General features: G+C 50.1%; 10 protein-coding genes and 1 pseudogene. 2 read left to right on the forward strand and 9 right to left on the reverse strand.

The genetic code is table 11. The annotated features are described in order from the left end of the window. The first annotated feature begins 31 nt into the window (after positions 1-31). Positions 32-619: a GNAT family N-acetyltransferase gene (locus A3849_RS26140; RefSeq protein ID WP_074114019.1), complete on the forward strand. Its 588-nt coding sequence runs from the start codon at positions 32-34 to the stop codon at positions 617-619. A 54-nt stretch (positions 620-673) separates the two neighbouring features. Here A3849_RS26140 and A3849_RS26145 read toward each other — a convergent pair whose 3' ends face one another. The 9 genes from A3849_RS26145 to A3849_RS26185 all read right to left on the reverse strand — a co-directional run bounded on the left by A3849_RS26145 (position 674) and on the right by A3849_RS26185 (position 12,578). After that, complete coding sequence (locus tag A3849_RS26145; RefSeq protein WP_074114028.1) at positions 674-1,327, reverse strand: M48 family metallopeptidase; 654 nt, start codon at positions 1,325-1,327, stop codon at positions 674-676. Positions 1,328-1,491: 164 nt separating this feature from the next. Continuing rightward, positions 1,492-2,514 carry an ABC transporter ATP-binding protein gene (locus A3849_RS26150; RefSeq protein ID WP_074114020.1) on the reverse strand — a complete coding sequence of 341 codons (1,023 nt, stop codon included), beginning with the start codon at positions 2,512-2,514 and terminating at the stop codon, positions 1,492-1,494. Beyond that, the gene (locus A3849_RS26155; RefSeq protein WP_074114021.1) at positions 2,511-3,527 is read right to left on the reverse strand and encodes an ABC transporter ATP-binding protein; all 1,017 of its coding nucleotides are present in this window, start codon (positions 3,525-3,527) and stop codon (positions 2,511-2,513) included. Before A3849_RS26155 ends, A3849_RS26150 begins: the two co-directional genes overlap by 4 nt. Continuing rightward, positions 3,494-4,468 (reverse strand): ABC transporter permease, encoded by a 975-nt coding sequence (locus tag A3849_RS26160; RefSeq protein WP_074114029.1) that lies wholly within the window; start codon positions 4,466-4,468, stop codon positions 3,494-3,496. The genes A3849_RS26155 and A3849_RS26160 overlap by 34 nt, the downstream gene beginning before the upstream one ends. A gap of 2 nt (positions 4,469-4,470) precedes the next feature. After that, a complete protein-coding gene (locus tag A3849_RS26165; RefSeq protein WP_074114022.1) occupies positions 4,471-5,442 on the reverse strand; it encodes an ABC transporter permease in 972 nt (323 codons plus the stop codon). Positions 5,443-5,558: 116 nt separating this feature from the next. After that, a complete protein-coding gene (locus A3849_RS26170) occupies positions 5,559-7,298 on the reverse strand; it encodes a peptide-binding protein (RefSeq protein WP_074114023.1) in 1,740 nt (579 codons plus the stop codon). A 558-nt stretch (positions 7,299-7,856) separates the two neighbouring features. Next, entirely contained in the window at positions 7,857-8,903 is a 1,047-nt protein-coding gene (locus A3849_RS26175) for a phosphotransferase (RefSeq protein ID WP_074114024.1), read from the reverse strand. Positions 8,904-8,917: 14 nt separating this feature from the next. Beyond that, positions 8,918-10,144, reverse strand: a complete 1,227-nt coding sequence (locus A3849_RS26180; RefSeq protein ID WP_074114025.1) for a GGDEF domain-containing protein — start codon at positions 10,142-10,144, stop codon at positions 8,918-8,920. A 52-nt stretch (positions 10,145-10,196) separates the two neighbouring features. Next, positions 10,197-12,578 (reverse strand): GH36-type glycosyl hydrolase domain-containing protein, encoded by a 2,382-nt coding sequence (locus A3849_RS26185; RefSeq protein WP_074114026.1) that lies wholly within the window; start codon positions 12,576-12,578, stop codon positions 10,197-10,199. Positions 12,579-12,997: 419 nt separating this feature from the next. Between A3849_RS26185 and A3849_RS34040 the strand changes: the two are divergent. Then, a pseudogene (locus A3849_RS34040) lies at positions 12,998-13,157 on the forward strand (IS1182 family transposase); the annotation flags it as partial.

Below are 13,157 nucleotides of genomic sequence, written 5' to 3' on the forward strand. Positions count from 1 at the left end.
TAATCAGTAACATTTTCTGGGAGTTGAGACCATGGGACCTGCTGGCATAAATCCAATTTTAATGAATTTCCCTGAGCGCTTCGAAAGTGATCGTCTACTGATTCGTGCAGCACAGTGGGGAGACGGAGCCGCTGTCAACGAGGCGGTTCACGAAAGTCTTGCAGAACTGAGTCCATGGATGCCTTGGGCACAAGCTCCGCCGACTGTTCAGGAATCCGAGGCCAGCATCCGTCGGTCGCATCTGCAATTCATGGAGCGTAAAGACCTCAGAATGCTTCTATATCATAAGGAATCCGGTCAACTCGTGGGAAGCAGCGGGCTGCACCGGATAGACTGGCAGACGCGCAAATTCGAGATCGGGTATTGGGTGCGGACATCTTGCAGCAGGCAAGGGTACATCAGCGAGGCCGTAGATGCCATTACGGAGTATGCGATTCGAGAGCTGGGCGCTAACCGGATCGAAATCCGGTGTGACTCGCGCAATACGCAGAGCGCACGGGTAGCCGGGCGCCTGGGCTTCACCCTGGAAGGCATCATCCGGAACGACAAATGTGATGTGGAGGGAGCGTTAAGAGATACTATGCTCTTTTCGAAGGTTCGTGGAATGGAGTACTTGTAAGGTGGGGATTACGCTGCAGGAGCTTGAATTCAAGCTTCCGTTTCCATTTATCAGCTAAAGTGTCATAAACTGACCCTGCCGCGCCAGAAAAGCCTCCTTCTCTTTATAATCCGGCATTACACTTCCAAGACGGCGCCAAAAGGACCGGTCATGGTTCATATGCAGCAGATGGCACAGCTCATGGATAATCACATAATCGATCACCTCGGGCGGTGCCATGGCAAGCCGGTAATTAAAGGTCAGCTTTTTATCCGCGCTGCAGCTTCCCCATTTGGTTCGGGACTCTACGATTTCAATGGATTTGGGCTTCACCTTCAGTACCGTCTGATAACGGGTGATTCGCTCGGCAACGATTTTTTTGAGACTGGTAAAATAGAACTTCTTCAGCTCGAGCTTCAGCTTCTCCTCATCCCGCTCACCCGTCTCAATCAATTCATGCAGCAAAACTTCCTTCCCGAGGTACAGGAACCGCCCTTCCTCCTGATACTCCTTGGGAGCCGGAAGCTGCCGGGCCGCCGCATTCCTCTGCAGACTCTCCAGAATCCACTCTTGATGCTTCTGTACGCTGCTCCGAATCATCTCTTCGCTTGTACCCGTAGGCGCCTTAACAATGACAAGCCCCACCATATCAATCTGCAGGGAAATTTTCTTCCGTTTGCCATATTGAATATGAAGCTGCAAGGTCTGTTCTCCAAGTTGAATCTGCATAGCCACCATCGTTTCTGTATGATTTCATTTCTCTTAAGCTTAGCATGAATTCACTCTAGATATGAAGCATGATCAAAGAGGGGATGTTTCCGCAGCCGGATAACGGCTTCTGAAACATCCCCTCTTTTCATGCCATATTTATGATTTCATAGGCATCCGCGGGATCACGAAGTGGCCAGCGGAAAGTGGCAGGCCACCATCCGGCCGGGAAGCAACTCCTCAAGCTGCGGCTCCTGCTGGCGGCATTTCTCCTGGGCCATCGGACAACGGGTGTGAAACCGGCAGCCTGAAGGCGGATTTGCCGGTGAAGGAACATCACCCTGCAGCACAATCCGGTCTTGCTTCCGTCTTGGCGTCGGCTTGGGAATAGCCGAGAGCAACGCTGCTGTATATGGATGCAGTGGAGCGGCGAATAAAGCCTCCGTCTCTGCAACTTCAACCATTTTACCCAAATACATGACACCTACACGGTCCGAGATGTGACGGACGACATTTAGGCCATGCGCAATGAACAAGAAGGTCAAACCAAGCTCCTTCTGCAGCTTCATCAGCAGGTTAATTACCTGGGACTGCACCGAAACGTCGAGTGCCGATACCGCTTCGTCGGCAACAATGAACTGCGGATTCAGCGCAATCGCACGTGCGATCCCGATCCGCTGACGCTGTCCGCCCGAGAATTCATGCGGGTAACGGTTTCTCCGCGATGCATCGAGGCCCACCAGCTCCATCAGCTCCACGACTCTGGCGTCGATTTCCTTGGCCGACATGCTCCGGTGAATCCGCAGCGGCTCTCCGATAATATCCTTGACCAAAAAACGCGGATTCAAAGAACCGAAAGGGTCCTGAAAAATAATCTGCATCTTCTCCCGCAGCTTCCGCAAATCCTGGTGGCTCAAAGAGTGGATATCCTGGCCACCAAACAGGACCTCTCCCCCAGTAGCGCTTTGCAGTCTGAGCAGTACGCGTCCAAAGGTAGATTTGCCGCAGCCGGATTCACCAACAAGTCCAAAGGTTTCCCCTTTACGGATAGACAAGGAAACACCGTCTACCGCCTTCACCTGCCCTACGGTCCGGTTAAGAAGACCTTTAGTAATCGGGAAGTATTTTTTGATATTCTTCACCTCCACCAGAACTTCAGCGGTGGAGGTTGTCTCCATCATCGGTTGGACTGCCGTCTCATTCGTCATGCCTGTCTCACCTCATCTTTGTTGTCAGCTTGAACCGGCTTACCCTGAAACAGCCAGCAGGCCGTACGGTGATCATCCGTAATCATGAAATCCGGCGGCTCCTTCATACTGCAGACCTCCATCGCATTCGGACAGCGCGGATGAAAGCGGCAGCCTGTCGGAAGCTGGCCAATGGGCGGAATCGTTCCTTTTATCGTATACAGCTCTCCGCCGCGTCCTCCCTCAAAGCCGGGAATGGATTGCAGCAGACCAATCGTATACGGATGGCTGGGATGATCAAAGATTTCTTCTACCGTGCCCTCTTCTACAATCGCTCCCGCATACATAACAGCAATACGGTCCGCAATTTCAGCCGCAACACCCATATCATGGGTAATCAGCAGAATGGACATGCCAAGCTCGGCCTGAAGCTTGCGCAGCAAATCCAGAATCTGAGCCTGAACGGTAACATCGAGGGCTGTAGTAGGCTCATCGGCGATCAGCAGCTCGGGATTACAAGCGAGGGCAATAGCGATAACCACCCGCTGGCTCATCCCGCCGGACAGCTCATGCGGATACTGTTTCGCCCGGATTTCCGGTGCCGGAATGCCAACCAGCTTCAGTAGGCCAACAGCCATCTCCGCAGCTTCTTTGGCATTTTTATTCTGATGAAGCTGTAGACTTTCGGCAATCTGATCCCCTATTGTGAACACCGGATTTAGTGTAGACATGGGATCCTGAAAGATCATAGCGATCTTGTTGCCACGGATTTCCCGCATCTCCTCCTGCGTCTTGGCTGCGAGATCCTGGCCGTGAAAATCAATATTGCCTTCAAGTATCATCCCGCCTGCATAATCGATAAGCCGCATAATAGCGAGTGAAGTGACACTTTTACCGCTGCCGGATTCACCTACCAGACACACCGTTTGACCTTTATCCACTGCAATGGAGATTTGGTCGGTTGCTTTTACCATCCCCTTCTCTGTGATAAAGCCGGTGGTCAGTTTCCGGATTTCGAGTAATTTTTCCGCCATTTGTCCAGCCTCCTCCGGGATTTGGTCACTTGCTGTCTGGGATCTAGTCCATCCCGGATACCATCGCCGATAAAGTTAACCGCCAGCACCACAAGCAGGATACACAACCCTGGATATACGGCCTGCAACGGATCTATCAGCATGAATTCCTGTGCATTACTGAGCATAAGCCCCCAGCTTGTGGCCGGAGATTGAATGCCAAGCCCCAAATAGGACAGTGCAGACTCACTTAGAATCGCCCCGCCGACCATCAGAGTCGCATTCACAATAATCGGGAAGCTTGCATTGCGGAGCAGGTGGCGGAAAATAATCCCCCAGTTCGATACCCCAATCGCTCTGGCAGCCTCAACATACTGCATCTCCCTAAGCTGCAAAAAATTCCCCCGGACCAGACGGGCAATGCTCATCCAGCTGGTTAAGGCCAGAATGAGGATCATATACTTAACCTCTGAACCGAAAATGGCCAGCACCAGAATGTTAAGGAAGAGCGTAGGCACGGAGTTCGTCACGTCAACTATACGCATGAAAACCGTATCCACCCAGCCGCCAAAGTAACCCGAAATTGCGCCGACAATCGAACCGACGACTACTGAAGCAAAGGCTACTGTAAACCCGATACTCAGGGAAATTCTCGCACTGTACAATAGTCGGGTGAGAATGTCGCGGCCCAGTTCGTCCGTCCCCAAAAGATGTCCTTCAGCTCCGGGCTTCAAGTTGGGGAACATCATGTCGATGGCGTCCGGCTTATATTTGGTTAGAACTGGAGCAAGAATCGCCACAATGATGAAAAAGAGCAGAACGAAAAGCCCGCTCATAGCATATGGGTTGTGTGAGAACTTTTTCCACAGGATGACCCAAGGACCGGGAGGTCTCTTAAGCTCTGCCGCAGGCAGCCCCGGTTCCACTTTCAATGAATCCGTCGGAAGTTGTGATTGCTCCATACTCATGCCGCCTTGCCTCCTTGCTTGCCAAGCTTGACACGAGGGTCTACTATCGCATACAGAATATCCGCCAGCAGATTGCCCAGTACAACCATAACTGCTGTTACGATAGTTATGGCCATCAGTACTGAATATTCACGCTGGGTCGCCATTTGCACGTACAATCGGCCCATACCCGGCCAGTTGAATACACTCTCGGTCAATGCGGCCCCTCCCACCAATATAGGAAGATCCATTCCCAGAACAGTAATGATCGGAATAAGTGCATTGCGCAGCGCATGGTGGAAAATGACCTTGCGTTCTTTGACGCCCTTTGCACGTGCTGTTCTGATATAATCCTGATCCAGCACTTCAAGCATGCTTGCTCTAGCATATTTCATATAAGACACCAGGAAACCAAGGGCCAGAACGGTAATCGGCAGTACAAGGTGCATGAATAGATCTCCAATGTCCCCTTCTTTGCCCCGTGTGTGCATATCCGATAAGGGGAACCAATCCAGCTTCAGAGAGAACCACTGCTGCAGCAGGATTCCGAACCAGAACGTCGGCATCGCAAAGCCGATATAGGAGATGAAGGATGCGGACTGGTCAGATAATCCGTATACCTTGGTGCTGTTGTAGATGCCCCAGGGAATCGCAATGATCAGGGACACCAGCCAAGCAGCCCCCATCAGAATGAAGGTGTTGCCGATACGAGGCAACAGCAGATCGGATACCGCGAGATGATTTTTAAAGGTATACCCCAGATCGCCCTGCAGCAGGTCGCCGACCCAGCGAATATACTGAATATAGATAGGTTTATCCAGACCCAAATTATGCGCTTGCTGCTTGAATACTTCCGGTGAAAGGCCGGGGGACAGCATCACCTGGGTCGGCCCTCCGGGGGCCGCATGTATAAGAAGAAAGGTAACTATGGTAATCAAAAAGATTACCAGCACTGATTGCAGTACGCGACGGATCAGATATTCTGTCATCAAATGTCCTCCTAGAGATGGTAAGACATAGAACCCGGAACTCCTTATGACAAAAGGAGAAGAGGAAAGAGAATTCTCTTTCCTCCCCCGTAATTCTATTTCCTGTGTCTGTTTGTTTAGTTGGTTACCCACCATTTGAGAGCATGGAAGTACTGTCCATAGCCCAGTGACGGCTCTGGAGCGTCTTCATCTGCCCAGTGAACTCTAGGCCCCGTACCAATGGCTTGCCCATATTGATACAGGAACACGTAAGGCAGATCAGTAGAGATTTCTTTAGCTACTTCTTTATAAATTTCTTTACGCTTCGCTTGGTCAACAGTTGAATATCCATCTACCCACAACTTATCCAGCTTCTCATTCTTATACCAGCCGCTGTTCTGTCCAGCAGGCGGGAAGTATTTGGAGGAGAAGACGCTCTCTGAATCCGGGTCAGGAGTGTTCAGGGACCACGCCAACAGCAGGGCCTGGTATTTACCCGGCGTAACGTTCTGGTCAATCCATGCTGAAAAGTCAATAGCCTTCGGCGTTACTTCGATGCCGACTTCCTTCAGGTTCTGCTGGATGACTGCAGCAACCTGCTCACGGCGGCTGTTGCCCGCATTATATTGCAATTCGAAGGAAAAACGGTGTCCGTCTTTGGTGAGAATGCCATCCTTGCCGGCAACCCATCCATCTTCTGCCAACAGTTTCTTTGCTGTTTCCGCATTGTAATCATAATTGACAGCTGCGTCGCCCGGATCAGCCCAAGTATCCGGCAGGAAAGGTGCGTTCATCAGTGCGCCGACACCCTTCAGAATGTTGTCAACCATGCCTTGACGGTTCAGTGCGTGCGCAATGGCCTGTCTGGTCTTCTGTCCATTGAATAGCCCATAATTGTCTTTAAAGTTCTTGGAGTCAAAGTTAAATTGCACATATTCATACTGAGCACCCGGCTTTTGGATGATATGGATCGAGTCGTTAGCTTTGACCGCTTCAACCTGAGTAACCGGAATGGCACTGATATGGTCCGTGTCGCCCTTCAGGAGAGCTTGAACCTCGGTGTTTTGGTCGGCATAGATTTTATAAACGACCTGTGCAATGTGAGGTTTAACTTCGCCCCAGTAGTTTGGATCAGCATCCAGAGTATGGCTGTCGCCCTGTTTCCAGGAAGTCCATTTCCACGGTCCGTTTGTAACAGTTTTAGCAGGGTCGGTACCATATGGATTAGTTTGCATTTCTTTCGGCTTGACATCCTTCAGAACATGGGACGGTACAACAGCCTGAACCAAAGCGTATAAGAATGGCGCATACACTTGCTTCATTGTGAACTTCACGGTCTTGTCATCGACTTTCTCAACAGTCTTTACCTTGTCGAATAGACTGGTAAGCGGCGATCCGGTTTCCGGATTCTTCGCCATCTCAACCGTAAATGCCACATCTTCTGCAGTGACCGGCTGGCCATCGCTCCATTTGATGCCGTCTTTCAACTTCACAGTATAAGTCAATCCATCCGCAGAGATTTCCGGCACATCCGCAGCCAGAGACCAAGGTTCTGCCTTTACATTTCCTTCGCGGTCCAAGTTGTACAGCTTGGCAAATACGAATTCTCCTATATCACCGGAAGAGGTATCATTAACCATGAGAGGATTAATATTTACGATATCGGAGAATGTGCTAAGTACCATCGTTCCGCCATCAACCGGTCCATCTGCAGCCGGTTCAGAAGCAGCAGGTGCTTCACTTGCGGCAGGAGCAGAGCTCTCTGCTGTAGCACTCGGTGAATTAGTTGCAGTGTTATTTGTACTGCAACCTGTGAATAGAACTCCTACAAGAGATAGAACCAGTAAACCAGACCACCATTTTCTCTTTTTCGCCATTAAATTTACTCCTCCTTTTGATAGATCCGTGTAACGTAAACCGTCAATGCCATCAGGTTCCAATGTACCCTCTCTGCTAAAGCTTTGTTCAACCTCCCTTGTGTAAATCACAACATCGGTCTTCAAGGTATGTAACAATACCTTACAAAGAATCTCTTACCCCTTCAATCGCTATCCCCAGAATAGACCGAAGGTCAATAAACTGCAGGAACAGCACTTGAGGAGGTAAGGTTTCCCATATAAATTATGGTTTATATTACATGTTAAATTTTCTTACGTCAATATCTTTTTTATCCGTTTTTTACCTTGTATTATTTCTATTATATGTATTAGATCACCTTACAAACCCATTACATTTCCTATTTAGATTTTTAATTCCATTAATAGTTAAAAGAATGCAGGTTTCCATCTCGAACTATTAAATTATTAATGTAAACGTTATGTGATGTTTTCATTTGTGAATGTACATTTTTTCATAATTAAAAGAAGCGAACCGCGATGATAGGCTATCCGCCTATCCGCTGTTCGCTTTCTTAAATAATATAGCCCGATTGGGCTCTATCGTATATTTATACCAAATTTTGCGTCGATGTCCGCCAGCCACTCCAGAACAACTGGAATACTCCCCGCATAGGCCAGAAGTGCATCTAGTGTATGCAAAACCTCCTGGGTTCCCAGTGCCTGGCCCTGTTCATCTGTATAATCGAGACTTAAGGAGCGCCGAATGCTGTACACCAGCCACTCCAGTTTCCCTTGAAAACCGGCATCCAGCGCATCTCCCCAATGGTTAAGAACGGTCCCGCCTTGAAGCAAATAGGCTTCAATTAACGATTGGAACGCCTCTTTGACGGGAACACCCGTATCCGAAACCGACCAATACATCGCTACTTCAAGCAGTTCCTGCACCCCGTTGATGGGCCCTGCAGCTTCCCAATCTATGAGGACAGGCATCCGTTGGTCATCCCACAGCACATTTTTCGGATCCAGATCCCTATGGCTGATTATCCTATTATTCATTAACAGCTCCGATGCGGCATTCGCACGATTTTCCCATGTCTGCAGGTTATCCAAGTTCGCTAACAACAGGGAGGCCCAATCCAGCTCCTGCTCGGCCGCCTGCCTTGCGTATCCCTTCCAATCTGCTGCCAAGTCTTGCCGTTTCTCTCCCGGATCATCAGCAAGCAGTCCTGAAAAATCCGTTCCATGTATCTGGGCAAGCGTTCTGCCTATCACTTTGCAGCATTCCAAATCAATCATTCCGGCAGGCAGTGGTTTCCCTTCTACCCAGGGAAACAACAGATAATATTGACCGTTCACCTCATGCAAGAAGCTTCCCTTTGTAAGGATGGCCGGCAGAGCGTTGATTCCGTTTCTACGTGCAACATTGGCGACTTTCTCCGATAGGATGTAGTTATCCATAGCCGTACTGCGCTGCATGATCTGAGGATTCAACGCCTTCACCGCATACTCTGCCTGATCTGTCTTGAGCCGATACATCCGGTGCAGGAAACCGCCAAAAATCTGTTCCGGTTCAGTTACGGGTTGACCCAGATGGTAGGCCGAGCATAACATTGCAAAGTCTATTTTATAGCGGATATCTTTCATTTCCACATCCCCCTTTATTTACTCACACAATTCCTGCCTTTTTTCTTCGCGCGGTATAGGGCGGTGTCCGCTGATTTCATCACGCTTTCCGTGGTTTTGTACTTCTCGTTCTTCTGAGAAACCCCGATGCTTACAGTTATGTAGATTTGCTTAGCGGCTTTTGTGCTGGCAGATTTTTTTTTGGATTTGCTTTTGGATCTGCCTTTGGCGCGCAGGGTGAGGGCTCGTTTGGATATCTTGTCCCGCAGCTCTTCGAGATGGGGAAGCACATCATTGATATTTTTCCCCGGAAAAAGAATCGTGAATTCCTCCCCGCCGTAACGGAAGGCTCTCCCTCCGCCGGTAACGTCCTGTAAGGTGGAAGCCACCAGCTTTAGCACTTCATCCCCGGTATCATGCCCATAGGTGTCATTGAATTTTTTGAAGAAATCAATATCCAGCATCGCAATGGTATAGTTAAAACCCAGCTTCATCATGTCCTGCTTGAGCGCCCGCCGCGAGGGCAATCCGGTAAGCTCATCGGAAAAAGCCATCGAATACGAATCCTGAATGATCGAAAGAATAAGAACCAACCCTGAAACGGCAAAAAATATCGAATACAGCAACGGATTGCTGCTCTGATCCAGCACGTAAAACATGGCTAGCAGGACACTGATGAATGAAATTTCCTGTGATGAGGACCGGTATACGATTAACCTGACTATCAGAATAGCTAAAGTGACGACAAACGCAATAACAGACAGCTGCGGTATGGGAGTGACGGCGTGAAGATTTACAGGTACAACCTCTGTATTCAATAGATTAAGCCATTTGCTGTCTCCTAATTTCATCTGCCAGAACAGAAACAGGCACTCTGCCAGGATCAGAGCGATCCGGAGGCTGCCCCATAAACTGATGATGCCCCGCTCTTTAAAAAACGAAAACAGCGCAATGTTCAATGGAATCACCAGACAGATAATAGAATAGATATCCTCCTTCCGCACTGCCATACCCGGGATTTCCGGCAGATAAGTTGTGGAGGCCAGGCAAACCGCCAGAATAATCAGAATGTAGAATTCCCGGCTACGGTTAAACTTCCAGGATAATATGGCCCCCACGCCAAACATAACATACGGAGAAAGACTCGCCGCCGCCAGCTGTGAATCAGACATGGCATTCGTACGGGTGGACAAAAAGTAGGCTGCCGCAATGAGAAAAAAGGGTATGGCTCTGGAAAAGAGAGCTGTAATGGTCGTTCTCAAGCTTAGGTAATCCCCTTCATGGAGTTTTTCTGTGGCTCCCTATTATATCGGTTTATTGAGGTGGAAGCTTCACCAAAACGTCGTACTCCCTGCCAGCTTCCACATTCTTGATTATGCCATCTTCGATTCGGTTTCCGTTCACATACACTTCTACAGCAGTCACCGCCGCCTCCCGTTTCATCGCAACATGCAGCTCGGCCCCTCTAAAGCTCCGTTTGACCGACGCCTCTTCCCAGTGTGCTGGAAGCTGAGGATGGATGCGGATCCCCTCCTCATTTCCCTGTACCCCAAACAGACCGTCAATCAGGCAGCGGTATACCCATGGCACCGTCCCTGTATTGAACAAATGGCTGGAACGACCGGCGGTACGCGGAAACTGTCGGTAAGCCCCGCGATAATAGTTGGGGATGAACACAGGCAACTGGCCGCGTCGGATCAGATCCTCAGGGTCTGGTCCGGGGATCATTTTGCGCAGCAGGCGGTAGGCATCATCCGGTTCACCCACAGCGTAAAGCGCATAGATATAAAAGGCTGCTGCATGGTTATACACCGCCCCGTTCTCGGCGGTTCCCGGGTGCTTCTGCGTGACTCTGCCCACATCCTCACGCATGGCAGTGTAGGATGGCGCGAGCTTTTCCAGCCCATAAGGGGTTTCCAGCTGCTCCTTGACCGCACGCATCAGCTTCTCTTGCTTCGAGGCATCCGCAGCCCCGCACAGCAGAGCCCAGCCTTGAGGGTTAATGAAAATACGCCCCTCCGTATCCTTACTGATGCCGAACACCACATTATCATCGGTGATTCCCCGGGCATACCAGTTGCCGTCCCACAGATATTGATTAATGACCACATTCGCCTCATCCGCCGCCGCAGTGAGCTTCCTGCTCATCTCCGGCCGTCCGCTAGTACCGCAGATATCCGCCCAGATCATGAAGGCATATGCGGATGCCATGGTCAGCCAGCCGGAGACGCCTTTGCCTTTGTAGCCCACCATGTTCATCGGATCACACCAGTCACCCTGGTCGATATAGTTCAAACCGCGCTCATCCGTTGCCTCCATCAGCCAGAACATCGCCCGGTTGATATGTTCATATACGGTAGCCGCCTCTTCCCCGCCCGCAAAAGGAACCTCTTCCTCCAGAATGGTGTAATCATTCGTTTCATCCAGATAGGTGCTCAGACAAATGGGCAGCCAGACACAGTGATCCATATGCGGAACCTGATTGATGTACTTCAGCTCAGCCGCTTCATGCAGAATGATTCCGTCCGGCATGGCACCGCTTGCATTTTGCTGGCTTAACGCCGTGAGAAACGCATTTCTTGCCATCTGTGGCTTGATATAGCTCATTCCCATATTGTCCTGGAGGTAGTTCCGGGTCTGCGGGTCTGTCGTCAGGCGGTTGGTCTGGCCATGATAATACATTTGCCGGGGCAGCCAGTGATTCACAAAGTTGTCCAGTTCAGGATCAGGCGTCTTAATCTCGATGCAGCCTTTGCCCTCCTGTATATATCCCGCATATTCCCGCTCCGCCGCAGCAAAGCCATCCTCACCGCCGGAAGCCGCATTCAGGAAATACTGCTGGCGGATCTGCGCGATCTCCTCTACTGTTTTGGCCGGACCAAAAATAAAGCGGTAGAGCTTATCTTCACCAGGCGCAAGCTCCGGACTGTATTGCAGGACACACAGCGGCATCTCATAGCGGGCATCCCCTTTGGAGAGCTCCTCCTGCTGAACGGCCGATGGCATGCCAATTCCGCCTTCACCTTCAAAGGCTTCCTGGCTGGCTTCCCAGGCGCGAGGTGGCTGATCGGCCAGGAGGAAGGTTTTGTCCTTCAGCTGCTTGATCTTCGCATAGTCCTGATATTTCTGATATGGGGTAATCGCAGAACAGACCATCCCCTGCAGCTCTTCATGATACTCCGCCGACTGATTCATCCACGACATGTAGCCCACCGTAAAATAAGGATAGATACTGAGCTTCCGCTTCCGGTCCGAGAGATTCTTCACCTTCACCCGCCATAGCTCCATGGCCTCGTCTTTGGGCAGGCTGAGCGTCATTTCCACAGCAATGCCAAGATGCTCAAGCTTCCAGACAATATGGTGTTTCCCTACAGCAAACGTGTATTGGTCCGGCAGAACACGAACCGGCTCATACGGTGCCGAGAAAATCTCACCCGTCTCTTCATCCTTCACATAGAGAAACCGGCCGGGATGATGGGCATAGTAGGGCTGCTCCGGCTGCATGAAGGTCCTTGCTTCCAGATTCGGTGCATAGGAATACTTGGCAGGCTCAGGCTGCATAAACTGCGCGACCGCATATCCGCGGCAATTGACGTGAATCATCATCTTCTCGTTCCATAGAAACCCTGAAGCTTTGGGGAGCTGAGTGGGACTCGTCAATTCAACATATTCATTGTCTTGTGTGGCTCTAATCATCATGTATCCTCCCTTTATTCACCAATTATTCATCCTAAATCACATAGTAGTTTTAGTATAACTGTCATAGAAGAGATAGTACATTGTGGAGTGGTAACGCTCTCGGGAGCAGCAAAATAAGGGGCTGTCCCAAAAGGGATAGCCCTTTGTTTTCAAGTAGGATCGTCGTGAGCCCTCGGGTGGACGCTCCGCGAACGGACCGTTGTTCCAATCGCTGTTGTCCCCAGATTTTATTTATTCTCCTTCGCGGTGAAAATCCGGGGACAAAGGCGACCGCTGCCGCTTTTCCACAATCGTTCCGTCCTCTCCGCTGTTTAAGCGGGAAATGGGGGCTACAATCTTTAAAAAAAGCAAAAAAAAGAAACCATCCTTTGGTAAAATGGAGTTACCACACAACCATTTCAAAGGAGAGGTTTCTTTTGTACATTCAATATACCATGGACCAACTTTGCTTGCCAATGGATCTGGAAGAAGATATTCCAGAACATCACCTCGTTCGTATCGTCAATGCCGCCGTTAACCGGCTGGACGACGGCATTTTTGACGCGGCCTACCCAGGTGGTGGCCGTGACAGCTACC

It is taken from the genome of Paenibacillus sp. P46E (assembly GCF_001909095.1).
GTDB lineage: Bacteria > Bacillota > Bacilli > Paenibacillales > Paenibacillaceae > Paenibacillus_AQ > Paenibacillus_AQ helianthi.